23 protein-coding genes are annotated in these 26,922 nt (G+C 71.5%); 10 read left to right on the forward strand and 13 right to left on the reverse strand.

The genetic code is table 11. The annotated features are described in order from the left end of the window. Positions 1-143: 143 nt before the first annotated feature. From Q1B08_RS13670 to Q1B08_RS13695, 6 genes are read right to left on the reverse strand one after another with little or no spacing between them, the layout of a single operon-like run. Positions 144-1,214: a dipeptidase gene (locus Q1B08_RS13670; protein WP_299819819.1), complete on the reverse strand. Its 1,071-nt coding sequence runs from the start codon at positions 1,212-1,214 to the stop codon at positions 144-146. Next, positions 1,211-1,978, reverse strand: coding sequence for an ABC transporter ATP-binding protein (locus Q1B08_RS13675; RefSeq protein WP_299819821.1), 768 nt, complete (start codon positions 1,976-1,978; stop codon positions 1,211-1,213). Before Q1B08_RS13675 ends, Q1B08_RS13670 begins: the two co-directional genes overlap by 4 nt. Beyond that, positions 1,975-2,805 carry an ABC transporter ATP-binding protein gene (locus Q1B08_RS13680; RefSeq protein ID WP_299819824.1) on the reverse strand — a complete coding sequence of 277 codons (831 nt, stop codon included), beginning with the start codon at positions 2,803-2,805 and terminating at the stop codon, positions 1,975-1,977. The genes Q1B08_RS13675 and Q1B08_RS13680 overlap by 4 nt, the downstream gene beginning before the upstream one ends. Beyond that, the gene (locus Q1B08_RS13685; protein WP_299819827.1) at positions 2,802-3,722 is read right to left on the reverse strand and encodes an ABC transporter permease; all 921 of its coding nucleotides are present in this window, start codon (positions 3,720-3,722) and stop codon (positions 2,802-2,804) included. The genes Q1B08_RS13680 and Q1B08_RS13685 overlap by 4 nt, the downstream gene beginning before the upstream one ends. Then, complete coding sequence (locus tag Q1B08_RS13690) at positions 3,719-4,723, reverse strand: ABC transporter permease (RefSeq protein WP_299819962.1); 1,005 nt, start codon at positions 4,721-4,723, stop codon at positions 3,719-3,721. Before Q1B08_RS13690 ends, Q1B08_RS13685 begins: the two co-directional genes overlap by 4 nt. Positions 4,724-4,779: 56 nt before the next feature. Beyond that, positions 4,780-6,390, reverse strand: coding sequence for an ABC transporter substrate-binding protein (locus tag Q1B08_RS13695; RefSeq protein WP_299819830.1), 1,611 nt, complete (start codon positions 6,388-6,390; stop codon positions 4,780-4,782). Positions 6,391-6,653: 263 nt separating this feature from the next. On the opposite strand from Q1B08_RS13695, the gene Q1B08_RS13700 reads away from it, so the two are divergent. The 5 genes from Q1B08_RS13700 to Q1B08_RS13720 are packed head-to-tail and all read left to right on the forward strand — an operon-like array spanning position 6,654 to position 13,504. Continuing rightward, entirely contained in the window at positions 6,654-8,315 is a 1,662-nt protein-coding gene (locus Q1B08_RS13700; protein WP_299819833.1) for an amidase, read from the forward strand. Positions 8,316-8,343: 28 nt separating this feature from the next. Next, positions 8,344-9,879, forward strand: coding sequence for an ABC transporter substrate-binding protein (locus Q1B08_RS13705; RefSeq protein ID WP_299819835.1), 1,536 nt, complete (start codon positions 8,344-8,346; stop codon positions 9,877-9,879). A gap of 54 nt (positions 9,880-9,933) precedes the next feature. Next, positions 9,934-10,875, forward strand: a complete 942-nt coding sequence (locus Q1B08_RS13710) for an ABC transporter permease (protein ID WP_299819838.1) — start codon at positions 9,934-9,936, stop codon at positions 10,873-10,875. Between the two features lie 8 nt (positions 10,876-10,883). Then, on the forward strand, positions 10,884-11,705 hold the full coding sequence (locus tag Q1B08_RS13715) for an ABC transporter permease (protein ID WP_299819842.1): 822 nt from the start codon (positions 10,884-10,886) through the stop codon (positions 11,703-11,705). Further along, entirely contained in the window at positions 11,702-13,504 is a 1,803-nt protein-coding gene (locus Q1B08_RS13720; RefSeq protein WP_299819845.1) for an ABC transporter ATP-binding protein, read from the forward strand. The genes Q1B08_RS13715 and Q1B08_RS13720 overlap by 4 nt, the downstream gene beginning before the upstream one ends. Before the next feature lie 16 nt (positions 13,505-13,520). Here Q1B08_RS13720 and Q1B08_RS13725 read toward each other — a convergent pair whose 3' ends face one another. From Q1B08_RS13725 to Q1B08_RS13735, 3 genes are all read right to left on the reverse strand, one after another. Beyond that, the gene (locus tag Q1B08_RS13725) at positions 13,521-13,916 is read right to left on the reverse strand and encodes a PIN domain-containing protein (protein WP_299819848.1); all 396 of its coding nucleotides are present in this window, start codon (positions 13,914-13,916) and stop codon (positions 13,521-13,523) included. Further along, positions 13,916-14,194, reverse strand: coding sequence for an AbrB/MazE/SpoVT family DNA-binding domain-containing protein (locus Q1B08_RS13730; protein WP_299819851.1), 279 nt, complete (start codon positions 14,192-14,194; stop codon positions 13,916-13,918). The genes Q1B08_RS13725 and Q1B08_RS13730 overlap by 1 nt, the downstream gene beginning before the upstream one ends. Before the next feature lie 179 nt (positions 14,195-14,373). Next, positions 14,374-15,066, reverse strand: coding sequence for a DnaA N-terminal domain-containing protein (locus tag Q1B08_RS13735; RefSeq protein ID WP_299819855.1), 693 nt, complete (start codon positions 15,064-15,066; stop codon positions 14,374-14,376). 406 nt (positions 15,067-15,472) lie between these two features. Here Q1B08_RS13735 and Q1B08_RS13740 point away from each other — a divergent pair, with 406 nt between their 5' ends. Further along, complete coding sequence (locus tag Q1B08_RS13740; RefSeq protein ID WP_299819858.1) at positions 15,473-16,765, forward strand: AAA family ATPase; 1,293 nt, start codon at positions 15,473-15,475, stop codon at positions 16,763-16,765. Then, positions 16,762-17,835 carry a ParB N-terminal domain-containing protein gene (locus Q1B08_RS13745; RefSeq protein ID WP_299819861.1) on the forward strand — a complete coding sequence of 358 codons (1,074 nt, stop codon included), beginning with the start codon at positions 16,762-16,764 and terminating at the stop codon, positions 17,833-17,835. The genes Q1B08_RS13740 and Q1B08_RS13745 overlap by 4 nt, the downstream gene beginning before the upstream one ends. A gap of 1,412 nt (positions 17,836-19,247) precedes the next feature. Here the strand turns inward: Q1B08_RS13745 and Q1B08_RS13750 are convergent. From Q1B08_RS13750 to Q1B08_RS13760, 3 genes are read right to left on the reverse strand one after another with little or no spacing between them, the layout of a single operon-like run. Then, complete coding sequence (locus Q1B08_RS13750; RefSeq protein WP_299819864.1) at positions 19,248-19,988, reverse strand: ATP-binding cassette domain-containing protein; 741 nt, start codon at positions 19,986-19,988, stop codon at positions 19,248-19,250. Next, positions 19,985-20,986, reverse strand: coding sequence for a ribose ABC transporter (locus Q1B08_RS13755; protein WP_299819867.1), 1,002 nt, complete (start codon positions 20,984-20,986; stop codon positions 19,985-19,987). The genes Q1B08_RS13750 and Q1B08_RS13755 overlap by 4 nt, the downstream gene beginning before the upstream one ends. Positions 20,987-20,988: 2 nt before the next feature. Further along, positions 20,989-21,987, reverse strand: a complete 999-nt coding sequence (locus Q1B08_RS13760; protein ID WP_299819870.1) for an ABC transporter substrate-binding protein — start codon at positions 21,985-21,987, stop codon at positions 20,989-20,991. 150 nt (positions 21,988-22,137) lie between these two features. Between Q1B08_RS13760 and Q1B08_RS13765 the strand changes: the two genes are divergently transcribed. Beyond that, complete coding sequence (locus tag Q1B08_RS13765; protein WP_299819873.1) at positions 22,138-23,145, forward strand: carbohydrate kinase family protein; 1,008 nt, start codon at positions 22,138-22,140, stop codon at positions 23,143-23,145. 15 nt (positions 23,146-23,160) lie between these two features. Here Q1B08_RS13765 and Q1B08_RS13770 read toward each other — a convergent pair whose 3' ends face one another. Further along, positions 23,161-24,150 carry a hypothetical protein gene (locus Q1B08_RS13770; RefSeq protein WP_299819876.1) on the reverse strand — a complete coding sequence of 330 codons (990 nt, stop codon included), beginning with the start codon at positions 24,148-24,150 and terminating at the stop codon, positions 23,161-23,163. Positions 24,151-24,399: 249 nt separating this feature from the next. On the opposite strand from Q1B08_RS13770, the gene Q1B08_RS13775 reads away from it, so the two are divergent. Together Q1B08_RS13775 and Q1B08_RS13780 are read left to right on the forward strand one after the other, a co-directional pair. Further along, positions 24,400-25,377: a sugar kinase gene (locus tag Q1B08_RS13775; protein WP_299819879.1), complete on the forward strand. Its 978-nt coding sequence runs from the start codon at positions 24,400-24,402 to the stop codon at positions 25,375-25,377. After that, the gene (locus Q1B08_RS13780; protein ID WP_299819882.1) at positions 25,374-26,654 is read left to right on the forward strand and encodes a D-tagatose-bisphosphate aldolase, class II, non-catalytic subunit; all 1,281 of its coding nucleotides are present in this window, start codon (positions 25,374-25,376) and stop codon (positions 26,652-26,654) included. Before Q1B08_RS13775 ends, Q1B08_RS13780 begins: the two co-directional genes overlap by 4 nt. Positions 26,655-26,922 lie beyond the last annotated feature (268 nt).

Raw genomic sequence — 26,922 nt, forward strand, 5'->3', positions numbered from 1 at the left:
GAATCCGTGCGGGCAACCCCGACGTCGCCCCGGTACCGGACCGCGTCGTTCGGGAGAACGATATGGCCGGTTCCGGAACGACGCCGATGCGGAACGATGCGACGAAGCCCCCGCCCGCCGGCGGAGGTCGCGCGCCGCCCGGATCACCCGCCCCACGTGTCGCGCAGCACGCGCAGCCAGTTGCGATGGCAGAGCCGTTCGAGCAGGGCGTCGTCGTAGCCATGCGCGCGCAGCGCCTCGACCAGCCGGGGCAGACCCGCGACGTCGCCGATCCCCGCCGGCACGGTCGCGCCGTCGAAGTCGGAGCCGAACCCCACGCCCCCCTCCCCCAGCCGCGCGAGCAGGTGATCGAGATGGCGCAGCACCGGCTCCCAGCCCATATCCGCGCCACGCAGCCCGTCGGGGCGCAGGAAGCAGGTCGCGAAGTTCAGCCCCACCAGCCCGCCGCGCTCCGCGATGGCGTCGAGCTGGCGGTCGGAAAGGTTGCGGCTCGATGGCGTGACGGCATGGGCGTTGGAATGGCTCGCCACCAGCGGCGCGTCCGACAGCCGGGCGACGTCCCAGAACCCGGCTTCCGTCATGTGAGACAGGTCGATCAGGACGCGCAGCGCGTTGCATTCGCGCACCAGCGCCTCCCCCGCCCCGGTCAGCCCCGGCCCGGTATCGCCGGTGGAGGGATAGCGGAACGGCACGCCGTGGCCGAACGCCGTGGGCCGGCTCCAGACCGGCCCGAGCGAGCGCAGCCCGAGCCCGTGCCAGACGTGCAGCGCGTCGAGATCGGGGCCGATCGCCTCGGCCCCCTCCATGTGCATCACGCCCGCGATGCGCCCCGCCGCCATGCAGGCCTCGATCCCGCCCGCGTCGCGGCACAGCGCGAAGGCCCCGTCCGAGGCCCGTTCCATCCAGAGAAGGTGCCCGGCCATCGCCAGCGCCTCGGCCTGCGAGGGCCCGAGCGCCAGCGCGTCGGGCAGCGGCAGGTCGTAGGGCGTCCGCTCCATCGCCGCGTCCATGTCGATGCGGTCGTCCGCCGGCGAGGGCACGTAGATCGCGAAAAGCCCGCCCGCGAAGCCGCCCGCCCGCATCCGCGGCAGGTCGAGATGGCCGGGCTCCGCCGTGCCGCCATTGTCCTCCAGCCAGAGCCTCCCGCGCCGCGCGGGGTCGCGCAGCGGGCGCAGGAGGAAGTCGTTGTGGCCGTCGAAAACCGGGATCGTCACGTTGCGCCGTCCTTTCTGAAACCCTCGCTCGCGCGGAGAAGGGTCCGGGTATAGTCCTGTTCGGCCGCGTGGCCGCGCAGCGCGTCGCGCGTCAGCTCCTCCACGACGCGGCCGTTCTGCATCACCGCGAGACGCTCGCACATATGCGCGACCACGGCGAGATCGTGGCTCACCAGCACGTAGGTCAGCCCCCGCTCGGCCCGCAGCCGGTCGAGAAGGTTCAGGACCTCCGCCTGGATCGAGGCGTCGAGCGCCGAGGTCGGCTCGTCGAGGAGGAGGATCTTCGGCTCGAGGATCAGCGCCCGCGCGATGGCCACCCGCTGCCGCTGCCCGCCGGACAGCTGGTGCGGATAGCGGAACCGGAATCCGTGCCCCAGCCCGACATCCTCCAGCGCGGCCTCGACGCGCGCGCCCCGCGCGCCGAAGCCGTGGATGGCCAGCGGCTCGGACAGGACGCGGTCGATCGTGTGCCGGGGATGCAGCGAGGCGTAGGGATCCTGAAACACCATCTGCACGCGGCGGTAGAAGTCGGCCCGCCGCGGGGCGGGGATCGCCGCGCCGTCGAGCGCGATCCGCCCGCCGCTTACCGGCGCCAGCCCGCAGATCGCGCGCAGCACCGTGGACTTGCCCGACCCGCTTTCGCCGACGATGCCGAAGGACTCGCCCTCCGCCACCGCGAAGGCGATGCCCCGCACCGCCTGCACCGCGTCCGCGCCGTGCCCGAACGTGACCGAAAGGTCGTCCACCGAGAGCAGCGCGCTCATCGGGCCCAGTCCGCGTCGCGTTCGAGCGTGGGCAGCGGCCGCGCCTCCGCGTCGATCCGGGGCAGGCAGTTCAGAAGGCCCCGCGTGTAGGGATGCGTCGCCCGGTCCAGATCCGCCGCCGCAATCTCCTCCACCACCCGGCCGGCATACATCACCAGAACCCGGTCGCAGAAGGTGGAGACGAGCCGCAGGTCGTGGCTGATGAAGACGAGCCCCATGCCCCGGTCGCGCACCAGGTCGTCGAGGATGCCCAGCACCTCGAGCTGCACCGTGACGTCGAGCGCGGAGGTCGGCTCGTCCGCGATCAGCAGGTCCGGACGGCCGACCAGCATCATCGCGATCATCGCCCGCTGACCCATCCCGCCCGAAAGCTCGTGCGGATAGGCGTCGAACACCCGGCCAGGGTCGCGGATCTGCACCGCTTCCAGCATCTCCAGGGCCCGGGCCTTCGCATCGCGCCGGGACACGCCGCCGCGCCGGCCGGCCTCCACGATCTGCCGGCCGATCGTCATCACCGGATTGAGCGAGAACTTGGGATCCTGCATCACCATGCTCATCCGCCGGCCGCGGAGCTGCCGCCAGATCCGGGGGGACGCGCCGCGCAGGTCGATGCCGTCGAAATGGAGCCGGTCCGCCGTGACCCGTCCGCCCGCCGCCGTCAGCCCGAGGATCGCGCGGCCAGTCTGGGACTTGCCCGAACCGCTCTCGCCCACGATGCCGAGCCGCTCGCGCCCGAGCGCGAAGCTCACGCCGCGCACCACCTCGACCGGGCCCTGCCGCGAGGGATAGGCCACGCGCAGGTTCTCCACCTCGAGAATGGCGCTCACGACGCGGCCTTCGGGTCGAGCACGTCGCGCAACCCGTCGCCCAGGAGGTTGAAGCCCAGCGAGACCACGAAGATCGCGATCCCCGGCATGGTCGCCACCCACCAGAAATCGATCAGGAACCGGCGACCGGACGCGATCATCGCGCCCCATTCCGGCTGCGGCGGCTGCGCGCCGAGCCCGAGGAACCCGAGCCCCGCCGCCGTGAGGATGATCCCCGCCATGTCGAGCGTCACCCGCACGATCACCGAGCTGAGGCAGAGCGGCACCACATGGCCCCAGATGATGCGCGGGCTCGACGCGCCCTGCAGGCGGATCGCGGCGATGTAGTCCTGGTCGCGGATCGTCAGCGTCTCGGCCCGCGCGAGGCGGGCATAGGGCGGCCAGGAGGTGATGGCGATGGCGATCACCGCGTTCTCGATCCCCGGACCGAGCGCGGCCACGAAGGCCAGCGCGAGGATCAGGCGCGGGAAGGCGAGGAAGATGTCCGTCACCCGCATCAGCACCGTGTCCACCCAGCCGCCGAAATAGCCCGCGCAGGTCCCGATCACGAGGCCGATCGGCGTCGCGATCACCGCGACCAGCGTCACCACGAGGAGCGTCAGCCGGCTGCCGTGGACGACGCGGCTGAAGATGTCGCGCGCCTGGTCGTCGGTCCCCATCGGGTGCGTCCAGGACGGCGGCAACAGCCGCGCGGTTCGAAGGTCGCCGCCGCGCAGCGGATCGAACGGCGCGATCAGGTCGGCGAAGAGGGCCATCCCCACGAGCGCCGCGACGATCGCGAGCCCCACCATGGCGAGGCGGTTCGCGCGGAAGGCGAGCCAGGTCCGGTAGGCCTGTCCCAACCGCGCCTGCGCGGGCGAGGCGGGCCGGTCGGCGAGCAGCCAGTCCCGGCGCGAGGGGGTCGCCGCCGCGCTCATCGCCGCCGCACCCGGGGGTCGAGCATCGTGTAGAGCAGGTCCGACAGGAGGTTCAGACCCACGAAGATCACCCCGATCACCAGCGTGCCGCCCAGCACCGCGTTCATGTCCGCGTTCTGCAGCGAGTTCGTCAGGTACTGCCCCAGCCCCGGCCAGGCGAACACCGTCTCGGTCAGCACCGACCCTTCCAGCAGGCCCGCGTAGGAGAGCGCCACCACGGTGACGAGCGGCACCGCCGCGTTGCGGAGCGCGTGGACCCAGATGATGCGCCATTCCGGCACGCCCTTCACCCGCGCGGTGATCACGTATTCCTGCGCCAGCTCGTTCAGCATGAACGACCGCGTCATGCGGCTGATATAGGCCATCGAGAAATAGCCCAGCAGGGCCGCCGGCAGCGCCAGATGCGACATCACGTTGCCGAACGCCGCCCATTCCCCCTGCATCGCGGTGTCGAGCAGCAGGAGCCCCGTCACCTGCGTGAAGGAATATTCGTAGGAGATGTCGATCCGCCCCGGCCCCGCGACCCAGCCGAGCTGCGCGTAGAAGACCAGCAGGCCCAGCAGGCCGAGCCAGAAGATCGGCGCCGAATACCCCACCAGTCCCAGGATGCGCACGATCTGATCGGCGAGCCCCCCCTGCCGCACCGCCGCGAGCACGCCGACGGGGATGCCCACCACCGTGCCGATCACGATGCCCGCCGTGGCGAGCTCCAGCGTCGCGGGAAAGACCCGCGCGATGTCCTCGACGATGGGCCGCTTGGTCAGGAGCGAGGTGCCGAAATCGCCCGACAGGACGTTTCCCAGATAGATCAGGAATTGCCGCCAGAGCGGCTTGTCGAGGCCGAGCGCGACATAGGCCGCGTCGTAGGTCGATTGCGAGGCCCGGTCGCCGACCACGGCGAGGACCGGATCGACCGGCACGACCCGGCCGATCAGAAAGGTCACGAGCAGGAGGCCCAGAAACGTGACCGCGACGGTCGCGAGGAGCCGTCCCGCCTTCATCCCGATCCCCGAAAGGGCGCGCCAGCGCCCTCCCGCATTCGCCGGCGACGTCGCGGTCATCGGGTCTTGGTGACCTCGACGAAGGAGTTGTCGTTGAAGGACGGCCCGATCACGTAGCCCTCCACGTCGTCGCGCATTCCGAAGACCTCGATCTCCTGGAACATGATGACGAAGGGCCCGGTCTCCATCACCTCGCGCTGCAGCGCCTCGTAGGTCGCGGCCCGCGCCTCGGTGTCGCGCTCCAGCGAGGCCGCGACGGTCCGGTCGCTCAGCTCCGGGATCTCCCACGCGTTGCGCCAGGCCAGCGGCTTCTCGGCGGCGTCGTCGGAATTGTCCGGGTTGTAGGCGAAGGTCGCCGCGTTGGTGTTCGGATCCTGATAATCCGGACCCCAGCGTCCGATATAGATGTCGTGGTTGCGGGCGCGGTACTTGGTCAGCGTCTGCTGCCCGTCGCCGGGGATCAGCTCCATCCGGATGCCGGCCTCGCCCATGGTCTGCTGGATGGCCTGCGCCATGGAGGTGATCTCGGGGGTGTTGCGCGTGTCCATCGTGACGTCGAACCCGTCGGCGAGCCCGGCCTCCGCCAGAAGCTCGCGCGCCCGCTCCACGTCGAGCTCGAAGGGGGTCTCGTTCACCGCGCCGAGGAAGCCCTCGGGCAGGAACGCCTGATGGACCTGCACCTTGCCGGACATGATCGTGTCGGCGATCGTGCCGTAATCCACGAGATGCTTCATCGCCTCGCGGACCTCGGGCATGGCCAGATATTCATTCTGCTGGTTGAGCCCGAGATAATAGAGCGACCCCTTGATCCCGTTCTCGATGCGGATGCCCTCCTCGCCCTCGAGCGCGGAGATCTCCTCGGCGCCGAGGCCGCGGGCGATGTCGATGTCGCCCTGCTCGAGCAGGAGGCGCTGCGTCGCGGCCTCCGGGATGTGGCGGTAGATCACCCGCGCCATCTCCGGCGCCTCGCCCGAGAAGTTCTCGTTGCGCTCCAGCACGATCACCTCGTTGGCGCGCCAGTCGCGGATCGTGTACTCGCCCGACCCGGCATAGTTCGTCTTGAGCCAGTTGTAGCCGAAATCGCCGTCCTCCTCGTGCTCCATGACGAGCTGCTTGTCGACGACGAAGCCCACCGTCGCCGTCAGGCAGTAGAGCAGCAGCGTCGGCGCATAGGCCTGATCCATCTCCAGCTCGAAGGTCATGTCGCCGGTCTGGCGCACCATCTCGTCCACGTTGTCGGCCGTGAGCCCGAACTGCGTCAGGATGAACGCGGGCGACAGGTCGAGCTTCACCGCGCGTTGCAGCGTGAAGACCGCGTCCTCCGCCGTGATCGGATTGCCGGAGGCGAATTCGAGGTCGGGCCGGATGGTGAAGGTGAACGTCTTGCCGTCCTCGCTGACCTCCCAGCTTTCGGCGATCACCCCGAAGATGTCGGACACGTCGTTCACGTCGTAGCCGACCAGCCCCTGATAGGAGTTGCCGAGCACTTCGGAGGCGGTGAACTCGAACACCTCCGCGGGGTCGAGGGAGATCACGTCGTCGATCGCCCAGGCCTGGATCAGCGTGTCCGCCGGGGTCTCGGCCCGGGCCGGCCCCGCGACCGGCGCCGCCATCAAGCCGATCGCCGTCACCGCGGCGAGCGCGCCGCTTCTCGTCATCGTCTGCATCGTTTCTCTCCCTGTCTCCCTGCGGCCGCGGTCCGCTCCGTCGCCGAAGCGGCGCCCCGCCCCAGCTTAGGGTCGCGCCGCCGGAACCTGTCAACCCGCATCCACGGCGCGCAGCCTCGCACCGCCCCGGCGGCAAAGGGACGACGGGGCGTTCAGGCGGCCCGGACCGGGGCGGGGGCGCGAAAAAGCGACGTCGAGGCTTGCCATCGCCGCGAAAGGCGGCGCAGGCTCGCCGCGATCCGGAACGGACGAGGGGGAAGGCGTTGAACGGAACGGAACGGGGCCTTTCTGTCGCCGACATCGAAGGGGCCGAGCGGCTCATGGGCGTCGCCTACACGCCCGGCGAACGCGCGCAGATGCTGGAGAACCTCGAGGGGCAGATCGCCTCGGCGGTGGCCCGGCGGGCGGTGCGGCTCGGAAACGACGTGCCCATGGCCTCGCGCTTCGATCCCCGGCCGCCGGGCTTCGCCATGCCGCATGGCCGCGACCTGCTCCGCCCCGCGCCGCGCCGCGCCACCCCCCTGCCCGAGGCCGACGAGGACATCGCCTTCGCCCCGGTGGCCGCGCTCGGCCCCTGGATCGCGTCGGGCGCGCTCACCTCGCGCCGGCTCACCGACATCTATCTCGACCGGATCGCGGCGCTGAACCCGCATCTCGAATGCTTCGCCACGATCTGCGACGCGGCCGCGCGGGCCGAGGCGGACGCGGCGGACGCGCTCACCCGGGCGGGCGTCTCGCTCGGGCCGCTCCACGGCATTCCCTACGGGCTCAAGGACCTGTTCGACACGAAGGGCGTCGCGACCGGCTGGGGGGCGGAGCCGTTCCGGGACCGGGTACCCGAGCGCGACGCCGCCGTGACCCGGCTGATGCGGCAGGCGGGCGCCGTGCTGCTGGGCAAGACCACCGTGGGCGCGCTGGCCTACAACGACATCTGGTACGGCGGGCGCACGCGGAACCCGTGGAACCTCGCGGAGGGGTCGAGCGGGTCGAGCGCCGGTTCCGCCTCGGCCACCGCGGCGGGGCTCTGCGCCTTCAGCATCGGGACCGAGACGCTGGGTTCCATCACCTCGCCGTCGCAGCGCTGCGGCACGACCGGCCTGCGGCCCACCTTCGGGCGGGTCAGCCGCGCGGGCGGCATGGCGCTCTGCTGGTCGCTCGACAAGGTCGGCCCGATCTGTCGCGGGGTGGAGGATACCGGCCTCGTCCTCGCCGCCCTGAACGGCGCCGACCCCGAGGACCGGTCCTCCATCGCCGCGCCGTTCCACTTCGACGCCACGGCCGGCATCGACGGCCTGCGCGTGGGCTATCTGCCGGAGGCGTTCGGCGAGGGCGCGACGGAGGTGGACCACGCCGCGCTCGACGCCGTGCGCGGCCTCGGGGTGGAGGTGGTGGAGGCGTCGCTGCCCCCCCTGCCCTACGACGCGCTGATGAACGTCCTCTACGCCGAGGCCGCCGCCGCGTTCGAGGCGCTGACTCTCGACGACACCGACGACACGCTGACCTGGCAGGAGGACGGCGCCTGGCCCAACACGTTCCGCAAGGCGCGCTTCCTGTCGGCGGTGGACCACGTGCAGCTCGACCGCCTGCGCTTTCGCGTGATGGGGGCGCTGGACGACCTGTTCGCCGGGGTGGACCTGCTCGTCGGGCCGTTCATGACCGGGCCGATGCTCGTCGCCTCGAACTTCACCGGGCATCCCTGCCTCCACCTGCGCGCGGGCTTCCTGGAGGTGGCGACGCGCGGCGCGGCCTCGCTCGGCTCGGGCAAGCTCACCACCGGGACGGAAAGCGGGGCGGAGCGGTTCACCGTGCCGCAGGGGATCTCGGTCTGGGGCCACCTTTTCGACGAGGGGCCGCTTCTGCGCTTCGGCATGGCGCTGGAGGCGGCGCTCGGCGTCGCCGCGCGGCGGCCCGGCCTCGACATATGACAACGCGACGACAAGGGGGATCATCGCCATGAAACGCAGGGACTTTCTCGCCAGCACGGCCATGATCGGCGGCACCGCGCTTCTGGGGCCGCTTCCGCTTCGGGCGCAGGACGCGCCGAAAAGCGGCGGCACGCTGATCTGGGGCCATTCGGAGACGACGCAGAACCTCGACATCCACCAGACGGGCACCGCCTCCACCGGCCGCGTGCTGCAGAACATCCACGAGAGCATCGTGACCGTGGATGCCGATCTGAACGTCATCCCGAACCTCGCCGAAAGCTTCGAGATGTCCGAGGACGGGCTGACCTACACGTTCCGCCTGCGCCGGGACGTGACGTTCCACGACGGCTCCGACATGACGGCGGCGGACGTGAAATACAGCTTCGAGCGCGCCGCCGATCCGGCCACCGGTGCCACCAACTTCGAGGTGTTCAACGCCGTCGACACCATCGAGACGCCCGACGACCATACCGTGATCGTCCGCCTGTCGCAGGTGAACGCCCCCTTCCTCGCCCGCCTGGCCGAGAACGGCGCGGGCGCGGTCATGCCCGAGGGGTCGGGCGACATCCAGGGCGAGACGCCCATCGGCGCCGGCCCCTTCCGCTTCGTGCGCCGCGAGTTCGGCAACGAGGTGGAGCTCGCGCGCTTCGACGCCTATTTCGACGGCCCCGCCCATCTGGAAGGCGTGCTGGCCCGCGAGATCACGGAGCCGACGGTGCGCCTGACGGGCCTTCGGACGGGCGAGCTGCACATGATCAACGACATCCCGCTCGACCGCGTGGCCGAGATCGAGGGCGACGCGAACCTGCAGGTGGTGTCCTGGTTCCCGCTGAACTGGGATTTCGTGAACTTCAACCACGATTACGAGCCCTTCAGGGATCCGCGCGTGCGCGAGGCCTTCGATCTGATGATCGACAAGGAGATGCTGATGCAGGGCGCGCTCTGGGGTCAGGGCGAGATCACCGCCGCCCCGAGCTTCCCGACCCATGCCAGCCACAACGACGACATCTCGCCCCGCCCGCAGGATCTCGCCCGCGCGCAGGAGCTGCTGCAGGAGGCGGGCTACGGGCCCGGCGAGCTGAAGGTCGTCTTCAAGGTCACGACGAACTATCCCTACCATGTCGACAGCGCGCAGATCATGCTCGAATGGTTCCGCGCCGCCGGCGTCGACATGACCATCGAGCAGCTCACATGGTCGGACTGGCTGAGCCAGGTCTGGGTCGACAAGGACTTCCAGATGACCATGATGAACTTCTTCACCCTGTGGGAGCCGGACTTCCTTTATTATTCGATGTGGCATTCCACCGGGGGGTTCAACTACCGCCACATCGCCGACGACGCGCTCGACGCGCTGCTGGAGAAGGCGCGCGTCACCACCGACCGCGAGGAGCGGATGGGCATCTACAAGGAGGTGCAGGCCTATGTGCAGGACAACACGCTCGACGTGATCCTGTGGTTCCGCAACGGCACGATCGGCGCGCAGCAGAGCGTGCGGGGCCTCGACACGATCGTCCATCCGAACGGCTCGGAGCTGAACTTCCACAAGGTCTGGCTGGACGCCTGACGCGACCGCCCCGGCGCCGCCGCCGGGCCCCGTCCGCGCCCCCCCGGAGAACGCATGGCCTATCTCGGCAACCGTCTGCTGTCGCTCGTCCTGACGCTGTTCCTGATCTCGATGGTCACCTTCGCCGTCACCCACATCCTGCCGGGCGATGTCGCGATGATCATCATGGGCACGCAGTCGAACCCCGAGGCTCTGGCCGGACTGCGCCAGTCGCTCGGCCTGAACGAACCGTTGCTGGTGCAATACGGCCGCTGGATCGGCGGCATGGTGACCGGTGACTGGGGCACCTCCCTCGTCTTCCGGGAGCCGATCGGCCCGCTCATCGCGCAGAAGGCCGCCGCCTCGGCCCTGATCGTCGCGATGTCGATGTCGATCGCGCTCGCGGCCGCGATCCCGCTCGGCGTCTGGGCCGCCGTCCACCGCGACCGCTGGCAGGACGGCGCCGCCTCCACCACCGCGCTTCTGGGCGTCAGCCTGCCGGACTTCTTCTGGGGGATCATGCTGATCCTCCTCTTCGCGCGCGTCCTGGGCTGGCTGCCCTCCTCGGGCTTCGTGCATCCCGCCGACGATTTCGGGGGCGCCATCCGCCACGCCTTTCTGCCCTCGCTCGCGCTCGGCCTCGGGCTGATGGCGCATCTGACGCGGATGACGCGGGCCACCATGACCGGCATCCTGCAGCAGGAATTCATCCGCGTCGCCCGCGCCAAGGGCCTGTCGGAGCGCACGGTGATCTGGCGCTACGCGCTCGCCAACGCGATCGGGCCGGTCGTCACCGTGGCGGGGCTGCAGGTCGGCTACCTGTTCGGCTCGATCATCGTGATCGAGAGCCTGTTCAACTTCACCGGCATGGGCTGGCTCACCTATCAGGCGCTCCTGAACCGCGACATCCCGCTGATCCAGGCGACGGTCTTCACCATCGCCGCCGTGGTGATGATCGTGAGCCTCCTCGTCGACCTTCTTTACACGGTGATCGACCCGCGGGTGCGGCTCGGATGAGGCGGCTCATGACAACGAGGGGGATCGTGGGCGGCGCCCTCGTCGCTCTCATGCTCGCCCTCGCGATCCTCGCGCCGCTGCTCGTGCCCGACACCTGGGCCACCGAGATGGACATGCTGGCGCGTCTGTCCCCGCCCTCGCTCGCCCATCCGCTGGGCACGGATCAGCTCGGCCGCGACCTGATGTGGCGGGTGATGCTGGGGGCGCGCACGTCGATCCTGATCGCCGGCGCGGCGGTGCTGATGAGCCTCGTGATCGGTCTGCCGCTCGGCGTCGTGTCGGGCTATTTCGGCGGCTGGATCGACAACGTGCTGATGCGGATCGTGGACGCCACGCTGGCGTTCCCCGCCCTCCTCCTCGCGCTCACCATCAGCGCGGTGCTCGGCCCGAACCTGCGCAACACGATCATCGCCATCGGCGTGGCCTTCACGCCCTATCTCGCGCGGATCATCCGGGGCGAGGCGCTGCGCGTGGCGCGGATGCCCTATATCGAGGGCGCGCGCGCCGCGGGCACGACCGACACGATGATCATCCTGCGCCACGTCCTGCCCAACATCATGGCCCCGATCATCGTGCAGGCGACGATCAGCCTCGCCTTCGCGATCCTGGCCGAGGCGGGGCTGAGCTTTCTCGGCCTCGGCACCCAGCCGCCCGACAGCTCCTGGGGCCTGATGATCCAGGCCAGCCGCGACTATCTCGACCGCGCGCCCTGGACGGCGCTGGTGCCGGGGGCGGCGGTGGCGCTGACGGTGCTCGGCCTCAACATGTTCGGCGACGTGCTGCGCGACGTGCTCGACCCGCGCCACGCCATGCCCGCGAAGCCGGCATGAGCGCGCTGGTCGACATCGACGGCCTGACCGTCGGCTTCCGCACCGCCGACGGTCCCGTCACCGCCGTCGCCGACGTGAGCTTCACCGTCGCGCCGGGCGAGACCGTCTGCGTCGTGGGCGAAAGCGGTTCGGGCAAGTCCGTCACCTCGCTCAGCCTGATGCGGCTCGTGGAGTTCGGCGGCGGCGCCATCCTGGACGGCCGCCTGCGCTTCGACGCCGCCGCCGGGCCGCTCGACGTGGCCAGGGCCAGCGACGCCACCATGCGCGGCCTGCGCGGCAACGAGATCGGCATGATCTTCCAGGAGCCGATGACCTCGCTCAACCCGGTCTTCACGATCGGCCGGCAGATGGTCGACGGCCTGCGCCTGCACCGCAACCTCGCGCGCGCCGCGGCCCGCGCCCGCGCGGTGGAGCTGCTGCGCGAGGTCCGCATCCCCGAGCCGGAGCGCCGGCTGGACCAGTATCCGCACGAGCTGTCCGGCGGCATGCGGCAGCGCGTGGTGATCGCGATGGCGATGGCCTGCCGTCCGCGCCTGCTGATCGCGGACGAACCCACCACCGCGCTCGACGTCACGATCCAGGCGGAGATCCTGGGCCTCATCGACCGGCTGAAGCGCGAAACCGGGATGGCGGTCCTTTTCATCACCCACGACATGGCGGTCGTGGCGCAGATGGCCGACCGCGTCGTGGTCATGCGCGGGGGCCGCGTGGTCGAGACCGGACCGGTGGAGCGCATCTTCGCCGCCCCGCAGGCCGACTACACCCGCGCGCTCCTCGCCGCGGTGCCGCGTCTGGGCGAGATGGCCGACCGTCCCGCGCCGGAGCCGATGCGCATCCCCGGCGCCCCCGTTCCCGCCGCCCGGCCGTCCGCCCCCCCGGGCGATGCCGCGCCGATCCTCGAGCTGCGCCACCTCACGACTCGCTTTCCCGTGCGCACCGGCATGCTCCGCCGCGTCACCGCCAACGTCCACGCCGTGGAGGACGTCTCCTTCGCGCTCGCCGCCGGACGGACGCTGTCGCTCGTGGGCGAGTCGGGCTGCGGCAAGTCCACCACCGGCCGCTCCGTGCTGCGGCTGGTGGAGCCCACATCGGGGGAGATCCGCCTCGGCGGACGCGACATCACCGATCTCGGCGGGCGCGACCTGCGCCGCCTGCGCCGCGATGTGCAGATGATCTTCCAGGACCCGTTCGCCTCGCTGAACCCCCATATGCGCCTCGCGCAGCAGGTGGCCGAGCCGATGCGCAACTTCGGCACCGCGCGGGGGCGCGAGCTCGCGGATCGCGTGGCCGACCTCTTCGACCGGGTGCAGCTTCCCCGGAGCTTCCTGAACCGCTACCCGCACGAACTTTCCGGCGGTCAGCGGCAGCGCGTGGCCATCGCCCGCGCCCTGTCGGTCGGCCCGAAGGTGATCGTCGCCGACGAAGCGGTCTCGGCGCTCGACGTCTCGGTGCAGGCGCAGGTCCTCAACCTGATGATGGAGCTGCAGGCCGATCTGGGCCTGAGCTTCCTGTTCATCAGCCACGACATGGCCGTGGTGGAGCGCGTGAGCCACGACGTCGCCGTGATGTATCTCGGCCGCATCGTGGAGATCGGGCCCCGCGCCGCGGTCTTCGCCGACCCGCGGCACCCCTATACCCGCCGCCTGCTCGCCTCGGTCCCCATCGCCGACCCCGCGCGGCGGCGCGAATTCGCGCAGGCCGACACCGCGCCGATCCCCTCCCCCGTCCACCCGGCGGGCTACGTCGCGCCGCGCTCCGAGTACCGCGAGGTGGCGCCGGGCCACCGCGTTCTGGTCTGAGCGGTCGCGGGCCGCCTCAGCGGACCAGCTCGACCCGCACCGCCAGCGCTTCGGCCACGTCCGCCCAGGCCCGGTCCGCCGTGACCGCCGGCAACCCGAGATGCCGCGCCAGCGCGAGGCAGGCCCGGTCGCCGTGGCTGAGGCCGAAGGGCCGCGTCGCGGCGATCATCGCCCCGCCCGCCGCCGCGAGATCGGCCGTCAGGTCGTGCACGCCGGCGAGCGCGAGATCGGCGACCGTCCCGGTGGCGAGCGCCTCCGTCCCCCCGTCGCGAACGATCTTGGACACGAGCTCCTGCACGTTGAGCGTGGAGACCACCGCGCCGCGGTCGAGCCAGCCCGCCGTCACCGCGGCGCCGGGCTCGTCGAGCAGGTAGGCCAGCAGTGCGGACGTGTCCGCGACGCAGGCCGCCATCAATCGCCGCCCGCGACGGGATCGGCGTCGCCCTCGCGCCGCGCCTCCGCCCGCCGCTCGGCGATCAACTCCTCCACCACGTCGCCGCGCTCCGCGTAGAGCGACCGCAGCCGCGCCCGCGCACGGGCACGGGCGCGCGCGACGGTGGTGATCTCGATCCGGTCCCCCTCGGCCTGCACGACCACCCGGTCGCCCTTGCCGACCCCGAGCACCCGCCGCAGCTCCGCCGGCAGGATCATCCGCCCGTTCTCCTGCAAGGGTACGTTGTAGCTCGGCATGACCCTGATCCCCGCATCCTGTCCCGGTTCAGATGTATATGGCCCCATACGGGGCAAAACGCCAGAGCGCCGGGCGATGGGTCGAACGGATCCGTGAGGCCGGCCGGCGGAACCCCTGGCCAGCCCTTGCGTCCCGCGGCAGGCGAACGAGACCGTCGCGACGCGTGGCCCCCGCCCCCTCAACCACCCCGCCGAGGCTCGTCCGGCCCCCCGAGCACCACCTCGGCGATCCCCTGCCGCCGGGCCAGCCGCGCGAGTTCCCCGAGATAATGGCTGCGCACGTAGCTTTCGTGAAACCCCGTCGGCGCGTGGAGCCGGAGAGCGTCCTCCTCCCCCGTGCAGCGCAGCGGCGCGATCCAGGCCGCGTAGGCGCCCGGCTCCGATTCGCGGAACGCCCCGCAGATCGCGGCCCACGGCCCCCGCCCCGCGACCGCCGGCGCGAAGGGCACGACGTTGCCCGCCTCGGACGCGGGCGGTTCCGGCGCGAGACGGGCCGCGAAGTCGGGACCGACCGCCGGCCAGACGAAGGCGGTGTCCCGTAGGATCGCCGCGATGCCGAGTCCGTAGCAGGCCACCCGGCCCTTCGCCGCCGGCACCTTGAGCCAGAGCCATTCGCGTTCACGCAGCCGCGCCATCTCGCGCTTCACCGTGCGCGTGTCGACGCTCCAGAGCCGCGCGATTTCGGCCTGCCCCGTGGCGAGGCTGTCGGCGCGCCAGTCGTAGCGCGCGGTGATCAGCGTCATGAGGCGCAGCGCGGTCCGCTGCCGGTGCTTGTCGCCCGCGCAGGCCGCCGCGCCGAGCGCCGTGAGCAGGTCGTATTTCAGCGCCGCCCCCGCCGCGCCCGCGATCCGTGCCGGCCGCGCCCCCGTCACGTCCGCCCCCCGGGGCGATGACCGCCCTTCCTCGCCGGCTTCATCGGCGTTCTCCTCAGCCCGAACTCGTCGTTCTTCGCGACAATGCCGGGATTAGCGTTGAGAACCGCGATTCTGTCAAGCGGGCCGCCGACCGGCCCCATTCTCGTCTGATGAAATCGGTATGAACAGGTATTGGGGGACGCTCTGCCTGTCCCGCCAAACGACGAGGATGTCCCCTCAACGCGCCCCAGTCCGGGCCATCTGTCCCCCCAAGACGGGCCGCGGAGGCGGCCGGGCGCCGAATCGGCCGCGCGCGATTTCCCCGCGGGGAAATCGCGCGCGGGCTTCGATCGAGAATATCGCTCTTTACCCGTTCCCGCAAATCGGCGTATTTCCGGATAAAGCGGCAAAGAACGGTGGCGTCATGTTCGATCACGTGGAACTGCAGCGGCTGCGCGACAGCTCGCTCAGGATGCAGGGCTGGATCCGGAAGGAGACGTTCTCGCCCGCCAACGAGAAGGTCCTGCGCCGGTTCTCCTCCTGGGAGGTGGCGGAGCTCATTTTCGGGGTGAACCAGAACACCTTTCGCGGCCGCCTCGCCGCCGACCCGGCCCTGCCCTCGGGCGAGGTGGAGCCCGACGGGCGGCAGCGCTGGTTCTCGCTCGAGGAGATCAACGAGCTGCGCCGCAAGATGCGGATCAACCGCAAGCCGCTCATGCCCCGCCGCCCGGCGGGCAAGCGCGCGATCCGCGCGGCCATCGCGAACTTCAAGGGCGGCGCCGGCAAGTCCACCACTGCGCTCCATTTCGCCCACGCCGCCGCGCTCGACGGGTATCGCGTGCTCTGCGTCGATTTCGATCCGCAGGCCACGCTGAGCCATTCGATGGGGCTTTCGGACGTGAACGAGGAGAACACGGTCTGGGGCATCATGGGCCGCGACCTGATCCACGAGACGGAGCGCATGAACGCCGCCACCCGCGGGGCCGAGACCGGGCGCGGCGTGCCCGAGCGCAAGCTGCCGGACTCGGTGCGCGGCACCGGACTGGGCGATCTGCGCGCGTCCGAGTTCATCCGGCCCACCTGCTGGCCCACGATCGACATCGTCCCCTCCTGCGCCAACGCGGCCTTCGTGGAGTTCGCCTCCGCGCAGTATCGCCACGTCAATCCCGACTGGTCGTTCTTCGCCGCCGTGGACCGCTGGCTCGGCGCCCTGCCCCACGACAGCTACGACATGATCATCTTCGACTGCCCGCCGGCCATCGGCTACCAGTCCATGAACGCGGTCTTCGCCGCCGACGTGCTCTACATCCCGTCCGGCCCCGGCTATTGGGAATACGATTCCACCACCTCCTTCATCGGTCAGCTCTCCGAGGCGCTCGAAGACCTCACCGGCTTCGCCGATTTCCCTGCGGGGAAATCGAAGGCATTCCTCGACGTGCGCTTCCTTCTCACCCGCTACGAGCCGGCGAACGACCTGCACCGCGCGATGCGCGACGCGTTCGGCCGTGTCTTTGGCGACCGGATGGCGAGCGAGGTGATCGAGCATACCCGCGCGGTGGAGCAATCGGGGCGGTTCCTCTCCTCCGTCTACGAGATCGACTACCGCGAGATGACGCGCGAGACCTGGCGGCGCGCGCGATCCACCTTCGACGCCGCCTATACCGAGTTCCGCGACGTCCTGCTCGAAGCCTGGGATCAGCTGGAGGATGCCGCATGAGCCGCAAGCGTCGCATGTTCGACATCGAGGTGCCCGAGGCGGAGATCCCCCCGGACATCGAGACCAAGTCGATGGGCCCGCGCCGCCGCGGACCGATGGCTACGGCCATCGGCAACACCGCGGATTCCCTGCGCGGCCGCGCGCAGATCGAGGCCGATATCCGCGCCGAGAACGACGCGCTCGCGCACGAATTCGTCCGGCTCAAGAAGCTCGGGCTGATCGTCGACCTGATCCCGCTCGACCGGATCCAGACGCGCAAGCTGCAACGCGACCGGCGCCGCTCGGGCGACCTCGCGCTCGACGACCTGAAGGCGTCCATCCGCGATATCGGCCTGTCGAACCCGATCCGGGTCGAGCCTGTCGGCAACGGGGATTACGAGTTGGTGCAGGGGCTGCGGCGCCTCACGGCCTATCGCGAATTGCTCGCCGAGACGGAGGAGGCGCGCTGGACATCGATCCCCGCCGGCATCCTTCCCGGTGGGGAAAGCGACGCCGCGCTCTACCGGCGGATGGTCGACGAGAACCTCGTCCGCAAGGGTGTGAGCTTCGCCGAGATGGCGCAGCTTGCCCGCTACTACGCCGAGGACCGCGTCGACGGGTGCGAGGACGTGGACGAAGCGGTGAACCACCTCTACGCGGCGGCGAGCCCGCAGAAACGCAGCTACATCCGCCGCTTCGCACTGCTCATGTCGATGCTGGAAAAGGTCCTGTCCTCGCCGGAGCAGATCCCCCGGGCCGTCGGCCTGGCGGTCATGGACCGGATCGAGGGCGACGGGGAGGCGCGGGCCGATCTCGTCGCACGGCTTCGTGCGGTCGGGGAGGGGGACCAGGTCGCTGTCCTGCGCGCGTTCCTCGCCGAACGGCCGGAACCGGTGGCCGAGCGAAGCCGGGGTGCTCCGCGACGCTCGAAGGGGCGGGTGGCGCTCAGCGTTCCGGTGGGCGGCGGCATCCGCTGCACGGCGACCGACGGCAAGATCGAGATGCGCGCCCGGCGGGACTTCTCCAACATCGAGCGGGGACGGCTGGAAGCCGCCATCGCGGCGTTCTTCCGCGAACTCGGCGACGATTGATTTCCCCACGGGGAAATGCGGCCGGGGCGAAGCGATACGTCCCGTCGCGGGGTGCGCGCGACTATTACGGGGCAATGGAGTCAAGGAACCGCCAGCGCGACCGGCGCGGGGCAGGAAGCCCGTGACGTGGCGGGAGAGGATCGCCCGACTTCACCGGAGACGGGCAGGCCGCGAATGTCCTGCGACGTCCGGACGAGGTTCCGACGACCTCGGCGGACCCGACCGCAGAGGAACCGGGCGGGCCGGACATGGGGGATTGTTCCGATTGGCTAAGCTCGAACGCGAAGATCGACTGCACTAAAAAAGTAAGCCTTGTCAGGCAGATAAGGAAACTATCACTAGTGCTGGCATGTTTGTTGATGTCGGACGATGTCCATCCACCGTGGATACACCGCATGCTGCGCCAAGCCGCTGCGTCGCGTTCGCCGCGGGTGGCGTTCGTTCGCGATGCCGCGGAACGGATACACGACCCGGCCGACGATCCGGCGGCGTATCGGCCCGATCCCGGCGGTGGTGATCCGCTCCGGCGGCGGCTCGCGAAAGCGCGGCGCGCCGGGGCAGGGGAGGCGGGTCCGATTGCCAGGGATGTTGGCCGGCCTTGCCGATCGGCATGGGGTCGCGGGTTATCCGGAACGCGCGCTTGCAAATGCGCGGCCCGTCAAGATCGACGGGCGCGAGGGCAAGGGACGTTCGAAGGCGATGCGAACGGCATCGGGAGCGAGCCGTTCGTACATCGCGGCGGGAGCGTGCAGTTCGCGGGCGGCGACCGCGTCGCGGACCGGCAGGGCAGGGGGGCCGCCGGTTACGGTATCGGCTGCGCGGGGCCGCTCGCGCCCTGCGGGGGGCCTGCGCGGCATCCGGCCCGGATACGATCACGACAGACGCGTCCGGAACGGATCCGGCAGGGGGGCCGTGGCGTCTCGGGCTCGCCCATCTCCCGACGCGGTTCGGGGCGTGCAGGCGCTGGATGACATCGCCCTCACGGTCGCGTGGGGTGCAATAATCCGCGTCGCGGGCAGGAACGACAGCCACGGGTCCACGCCCATAAAGGCGGGGCGCGGCGTTCCTGCGCCGGAGCCCGGCGCGGTGATGGAACGGACGGGACCGTCACGCGCGGGCTCGACTTGGCAGGACCTCGCGCTTTTTCCGGAAATGCCGGTGGCCGGGAAACTCGCCTTCGTGCGCAACCTCGGCCCCCGACCACGTTTCGTGAACCATGCCGCGATGTGGCGCGCGGCGGGCGCGATCCTCGACCGGCCGGGCATGGACATCGCGCGCGACGCGCCGGTGCGGGTGTCGGTCGCGATGACCTCGTCGAAGACGGCGATGCCGGTCTTCCGAAGGCCGGCCTATCGATTGCGGCGGCCTCCGTCTCCGATTCCAGCCCCAGCCGGGCCGGGCGGCGCGGCGCGTCAGTCCCCCGCGCCCATCATCAGGCGCACGACCTCTTCGTCGCTGGTCTCCGCCGGGCGGCGCTCGCCCGCGACGCGGCCGCGCGCGAGCACGATGATCCGGTCGGCGGCGGCGAAGATGTCGGGCAGGTTGTGGGAGATCAGGACGATCCCCACGCCGCGCGCCTTCAGCCGCCCGATCAGGGCCATGACCTCGCGCTGCTCGGGTACGCCGAGCGCGGCGGTCGGCTCGTCCATGATCACGAGCTCGGCCTCCCAGTGGATCGCGCGGGCGATGGCGATGGCCTGCCGCTGGCCGCCCGAAAGCTCGCGCACCGCGGCGCGGGGGTCGGGCAACTCGATCCCGAGGCTCTTCATCACCCGCGCGGCGTCCGCGCGCATGGCGCGGCGGTCCAGAACCGGAAGCCCCAGCACCCGGGTCATCTTCTCGCGGCCGAGATAAAGGTTCAGCCCCGGGTCCAGATTGTCGGCCAGCGCGAGGTCCTGGTAGATCGTCTCGATCCCCGCGCCGCGCACCGCCTCGGGGGAGGAGCCGGTCAGGCGGCGGCCCTTGAAGCGGACCTCGCCCGAGGTGGGCTGGTAGACGCCGGAGACCATCTTGATCACCGTGGACTTGCCCGCGCCGTTGTCGCCGGCCAGCACGACGCATTCGCCGGGGCCGACCGCGAAGGAGACGTCGCTCACCGCCTCGTTGCCGCCGAAGCGCTTCCGGAGGCCCTCGACCTCGAGAAGCGCGCTCACGACCGGGCTCCGGTCAGGCGGTCGCGGGACTGGTCGACGATGACCGCGACGATGATCACGAAGCCGACCGCGATGAACTGCCAGTAGGGGGGCAGGCCCGAGAAGACGAGGCCGAACTGGATCACCGCGATGATGAGCGAGCCGACCACGGTGCCGGTGATCGTGCCCTGCCCGCCGGTGAGGGAGGCGCCGCCGATGAAGACCGCGGCCACCGCGTAGAGCAGGATCGGCTCGCCGGCATTGGCCGCGCCCGCCGAGAACCGCCCGGTATAGACGAGCCCGCCGATGGCGGCGGTGATGGAGGAGATGACGAACAGGATCATCAGGTGCCGCTTCACGTCGACGCCCGCCCGCTCGATCGAGGCGCGGCTCGCGCCGAGCGCGTAGGTGTGCACGCCGAACTTCGTGTAGGTGAGGACGTAGTGGCAGACGAGCGCCAGAACGATCGCGAGCAGGACCGGGATCGGCACGCCCAGCACGTCGCCGTTGCCGAAGGTCCGCGCCGCCTCGTTCTGGATCGACACGACCGCGCCGCCCGCCACGATCAGCGCCGCGCCGCGCGCGATGCCGTAGGTGCCCAGCGTGCCGATGAAGCTCGGCACGTCGAGGCGCGAGACGAGCCAGCCGTTGACCAGACCGACGAGCACGCCCGCGCCGATGCCCGCGCCAAGCCCCGCGAGAAGCACCAGCACGCCGCCATCGGCGCCGAACAGGTTGACCACGAGCGCCATGGTCACGGCGGCGAAGCCGGAACTGAAGGCGATGGAAAGGTCGATATGGCCCGCCACCACGACGAGCGTCAGCCCGAGCGCGAGAAGCAGGATCTGCGCCGCCGCGATGGCCAGCGATTGCAGCGAATAGATGCGGAACAGGAACGTGGTCCCGACCTCCACCTGCGCGTAGACCTCGAAGAAGACGAGGATCGCGAACAGGAAGAGCCAGGACCACAGGTTGAGCAGGGGCTTCCAGAAGGAAGCCCCGCCGGGGGACGCGTTCATGCTCATTCCGCGTAGATGAACTTCTGGATGTCCTCGTCGTCCACGTTGTCCGCCGTGATCACGGTGAAGCCGGTGCCGATCTGGGTCGGGACCGACTGGCCCTGGATCACGGCGAAGGCGGTCATCACGCCGTAATAGCCGATCTCGGCGGGGTGCTGGGCGATCACGGCATCGACCTGACCGGAGGAGAGGTTGTTGGTGATCGAGGGCGGCGCGTCGAAGGCGATCATCGTCACCTGATCGTTCATGTTCGCCGCCGCCACGCCGTTCGACGCGCCGAGCGCGGAGAACAGGTTGGCGCCGAACACGCCCTTGATGTCGGGGTTGCGCGCCAGCACGGCCTGGAACTGCGAGGCGGCCTGCGAGGCGTCGTTCTCGTTGTACTGGGTGTCGAGCACCTCGATGCCCGGATGGTTCTCCGCCATCTCGGCCTTGAAGCCCTCCTCCCGCTGATCCATCGTCGAGACGCCGGGGCGCAGGTGGGCGACATAGACCTTGCCCTCGCCCCCGATCGCGTCGGCCATGGCGCGCGCGGCCATGCGCCCGCCCATCACGTTGTCGGAAGCGATGTAGGAGAGCGGGAAGTCGGCGTCGCCGGACCCGTCCCCATACTGGCCGTCGCCGACGAAGGTGTCGACGGTGATGACCGGGATGCCGGCCTCGTCGGCGCGGCGCAGCGGCTCGACGAGCTGGGTCGAGTCGGTCGGCGCGATCAGCAGCGCGTCGGGCTGCCGCGCGATCACGGCGTCGAGCACGGGGGTCTGCAGCACGGGGTCGAATTCCTCCGCGCCCTGGAAGTTCACCTCGATGCCGAGCGCCTCGGCCGCCGCCTGCGCGCCGCGGTTCATCGTGATGTAGAACGCGTCCGTGGTCAGGCCGGGGACCAGCGTGATCGAGATGTCCCCGGGCGGGACCGGCAGCATGTCGTCCTGCGCCGCGGCGGGCGCGGCGGCGAGGCCGGCGGCGGCGACCAGCGCCGCGCGAATGAGATTGGTGGTCATCCTGTTCCTCCCTGTGGGCGGTCCCTCCCGGACCGTCCCGGATGCTCTGCGGTTTGCCGGCAGCGGTCAACAGGATTGGGGTCCGGCCGGTCTGGATGCGTCCGATGCGATATGGTCTCGTGACGTCAGGCGGGGACGACGGGGGGCACGATGACCGGCACGCGGAGCGAGGGCGGACGGGCGGGGATCGTCTGCGCCGGGAACTGGATCGTGGATCTGGTCCATGAGCTGCGGGACTGGCCGGAGAAATCGGCCATCGCGCATATCCTGTCGCAGAGCACCGGCGTCGGCGGCGGGCCGGCCAACGTGGCGCTCGGCCTGCACCGGATGGGCGCGCCCTATCCGATCCATCCCGTCGGACTGATCGGCGCCGACGGGATGGGCGACGCGATCCTGCGCCAGTGCCGCGAGGCCGGGCTTTCCGTCGAGCGCCTCCGCCGCACCGACCGCGCGGCCACGAGCCAGAGCCACGTGATGACGGTGCCGGGCGACAGCCGCACGTTCTTCTACCATCCGGGAGCGAACGACATCCTGCGGCCCGCCGACATCGACATGGCGGAGCTCGCGGCGCTCGACGCCCGGATCTTCTATCTCGGCTACCTGAACCTGCTCGCCGCGCTGGACCGGATCGGCCCGGACGGGCGGACGGGGGCGGCGGCGCTTCTCGCGGCGGCGCGGGCGGCGGGGATGACCACCTGCGTCGACCTCGCCTCCTCCACCGCGCCCGACTACGCGGCGGTCGTCGCCGCGACGTCGCCCGAGATCGACGTGCTGTTCGGCAACGAGGTCGAGGCGGCGCGCGCCACGGGCCGCGCCATCGCGGGCCCGCGCGACGTGGACGGCATGGCGGAGGCGGCGCGGGCGCTCGTCCGGGGCGGCGTGCGACGGGCCGTGATCCTCCACTCGGCGGAACGCACGATCTGGTGCGAGGCGGGCAGGGTCGACATCTTCGCGCCCGATCCCGTGCCGCCCGGGGCGGTCGTCAGCCCGGTCGGCGCCGGCGACGCCTTCGCGGCGGGCATCCTCCACGGGCTGCACGAGGGGTGGGACCGGGCCCGCGCGGTGGACCTGGCCTTTCGCGCCGCGGCCGCCTGCCTCCGGGGGCGTTCGTCGACCGACGGGCTCGGCGCGCTTGCGGGGGCGCTAGCCCGGGACTGACGCGCGCGCGGTTCCTCAGGCCGCGCGGCGCAGCACCTCCTCGGTGATCGCGAGGTCGTCTTCCAGCGGGCGGGTCGGCGCGATGCCCTTCCGCTCCAGGGCGCCGTGATATTCGCGCACCGCCGCCTCGGAGGAAAGCTCCCGGTCGGCGACCGCGCGCATCATCCGCACCATCTCCTCCGGGTCGTCGGCGCCGGCGATCTTGCGGCCGAACAGCGCCACCCGCGCGCCGTGGGCCTCCACCTGCGCGATCAGCTCGAGGCAGTCGCGCGAGGTGCCGGCCCCGCCGCCGAGGATGCCGACCACAAGCTCCGGGTCGAAGCCCGCGAGCTCCTCCAGCGCGTCGGGGCCGTTATAGGCGATTTTCAGGAATTCGGGCCGCTCCGCCCGCGACAGCCCGGCGATGGCCCGCACGATCGCGTCGTTGACGAAGGCGCCGACATCCTCGAGCGCGAGGTCCCGCGGGGCGTTCGGGTTGAACACTTCGAGGAAATGCCGGAACCGCACCCGCGCGGCGTCGGCCCGGAACGCGGCATAGGCCTCCAGCCCCGCCAGGTCGGCGTCGAGGTCGTTGTTGAAGGTGATCGAGTAAAGCCCGAGATGGCAGCCGAGCCGCGCGGCCACGGCCGGGTCCGCGGTGCGGAACGGACGCGAGGGCGCCCCGGCGTAGGTCGCGCCCCGAAAGCGCCAGACATCCGTCGTGTCGTTCGCCCTGATCGCCGGCGTCACGCGGGCGCCGTCGAACACGCCCCGCTCCGCCAGCCGCTCGTAGTTCGACAGCGACAGCAGCATGATGTCCACGAGGTCCTGCCGCACGATGCCCGCGCAGGCGTCGAGGAACTCGGCCCGCGTCACCGGCCGGCTGCCGCCCCCGGCCAGGCGGACCCGCCCGGCGGCGGCCATCGACGGGCCCATGTCGCTGTCCTTGGCGTCGGCGATGATGAAGTCGCCGGGCCGGTCCTCGCCCCGGCGGATGCGGGCGAGCTTCTCGTCGAGTCGTAGCATGTGGCGTGTTCCGTGTGTTGCGGTCGGCCGCGCCGGCGGTGCGGGCGCCCTTGCCCCCCGGCATGCCACGCGCGGGGCGCCGCGCCAATCGGCGCGGGGGCGGGGCCGCGTCGGGGGCGGGTTTTTTCCCCGGACCGGATTGCGCGCCGGGCGGGGCGCGGTAACGGTGTGGGGCGGAACGGGGGACAGGATGCGCGGCCACGGGGAACAGGGGAACGGCGTGGCCGGCCCGCCGCGCGGAGGGGCGGCGTGACGCGCGGGATCGCCCCGGACGCGCTCGGCCCCACGATCTGCGCGGGCGAGATCCTGGTGGAGATCGTCGCCACCCGGCCCGGCGCGGGCTTTCGCGAGGTGCTGGACCTCACGGGCCCCTATCCGAGCGGCGCCCCGGCCATCTTCATCGACCAATGCGCCCGGCTCGGCGGGCGGGCGGCGATGATCGGCGCGGTCGGCGACGACGATTTCGGCGCGGTCAATCTGGACCGCCTGCGCCGCGACGGCGCCGAGCTGAGCGGCGTCGCGGTCGATCCGGAGCGTCCCACCGGCTCCGCCTTCGTGCGCTACCGTCCCGACGGCGCGCGCGACTTCGTCTACAACATCGCCCATTCCGCCGCAGCGCGGTTCGGCTGGTCCCCCGCGGTCGAGGCGCTGACGCGCCGCGCGGGGCACCTCCATGTGATGGGCACCGCGCTGTCGATGCCGGCGGCGCGGGAGGTCATCGCGCGCGCGGCGGAGATCGTCCTCGCGCGGGGCGGGTCGCTTTCGGTCGATCCGAACCTCCGCAAGGAGATCGCCCACGACGCGGAGACGGAGGCGCTGTTCGCGGATCTCATGGGCCGCGCGGCGCTCTGCCTGCCCTCGGGCGGGGAGCTCGCGCGGGCGGCGGGGGTCGCGGGGTCCGGGGCCGTCGCGGCGCTCCACGAGCGCGGGGTGGGGGAGGTCGTGCTGAAGCGCGGCGCGGCGGGCGCGACGCTGTTCCGGCCGGGGCGCGACCCCCGCCACGCCCCGGCCTTCGCCGTCGCGGAGGTCGATCCGACCGGCGCGGGGGATTGCTTCGGCGCGGTCTACCTGACCTGCCGGCGGCTCGGCATGGCGCCGGAACGCGCGCTGGACGACGCCTGCGCCGCCGGAGCGCGCAACGTCGCGGTGCGGGGGCCGATGGAAGGCGCGGCCACGCGCGCGGAGCTCGACGCCTTCATCGCCGCGACCCCGAGGAGAACCCCATGACGCCGCTCGAAGACCTCGCCCGCCATCGCCGCGCGGGTCGTCCCGCGGGCATCGTCTCGGTCTGCTCGGCCCACCCGCTCGTGCTGCGCGCGACGCTCCGGCACGGGCGGGAGAGCGGGGCGCCGGTGCTGATCGAGGCGACCTGCAACCAGGTGAACCACGAGGGCGGCTATACCGGCATGCGCCCGGCCGACTTCGCCCGCCTCGTCCGCGGGATCGCCGCGGAGGAGGGCTGCCCGGAGGAGCGGATCGTCCTCGGCGGCGACCATCTCGGCCCGAACCCCTGGCGCGACCGGCCGGCGGAGGACGCGATGGCGGAGGCCGTGCGGATGGTCGAGGCCTATGCGGCGGCGGGCTTCCGCAAGATCCATCTCGACGCCTCGATGGGCTGCGCGGGGGAGCCGGCGGCGCTGGACGACGCGACCACCGCGATCCGGGCCGCCCGCCTCGCGCGGGCCGCGGAGGGGGCCGTCGCGGCGGACGATCCCCGGCGCCCGGTCTACGTGATCGGGACCGAGGTGCCGCCGCCGGGCGGGGCCGACCACGCGCTCGACAGCGTCGCCGTCACCGCGCCGGAGGCCGCGCGGCGCACCATCGCCGTTCACCGGGAGCGCTTCGCGGCGGAGGGGCTGGAGGCGGTGCTGCCGCGCGTGATCGCGCTGGTCGTGCAGCCGGGCGTGGAGTTCGGCAACCGCAACGTGGTGCGCTACGAGCCGGACGCCGCGCGGGACCTCGTCCGCCTGCTCGACGCGGAGCCGGGTTTCGTCTTCGAGGCGCATTCGACCGATTACCAGGGCACCGCGCCGCTCGCCCGGCTGGTCGCGGACGGCTTCGCGATCCTGAAGGTCGGGCCGGAGCTGACCTTCGCGCTGCGCGAGGCGCTCTACGCGCTCGACCTCGTGGCGTCGGACCTCGTGTCCGGTTACGGCGACCGTCCTCTGATGCGCGCGATGGAGGCGCTGATGACGGGTGAGCCCGGCCATTGGGCGCGCCATTACGGCGATGGCGCGGACGCGGTCTGGCTGCGGCATTACTCGCTGTCGGACCGGATCCGCTACTACTGGGCGTTGCCCGAGGCCGAGGCCGCCGTCGCGCGCCTCCTCGCGGCGCTGGACGGGCGACGGGTGCCGCTGCCGCTCCTCTGGCAGCACCTGCCGGGCGCCGCCGCCCTGGCCGACCGGCCGTTCGATCCGGAGGCCTTCGCGGTCGCGCACGTCGCGAACCGGCTTGCCGCGTATCACGCCGCGTGCGGGCCGGCGGATCGGGGGTCCGACTGAGAGCGGCCGCGCCCCCCGTGACCCGCGCATCGGGCTCCATACGGTCGGCATCCGCGGCTCCGGCCCGCATCGCGGCACCCACGGGCGGATCGGTTCCTTCGGGGTCAACGCGGCGGTGATCCGGGGCCACGAGGCGTCCGGCACGGTGATCGCATGCCGGCCCGGGGCGACGCCGCCGCGCGAGGGCGCGCGTCCGCGTGGGGTCGGGCATCCCGGACCCGAACGCGAAGTCCGCACCGCGCCGGCGGGCGCCGTGCCCGTATCGCGC

This window comes from uncultured Jannaschia sp., from assembly GCF_947494025.1.
GTDB lineage: Bacteria > Pseudomonadota > Alphaproteobacteria > Rhodobacterales > Rhodobacteraceae > Jannaschia.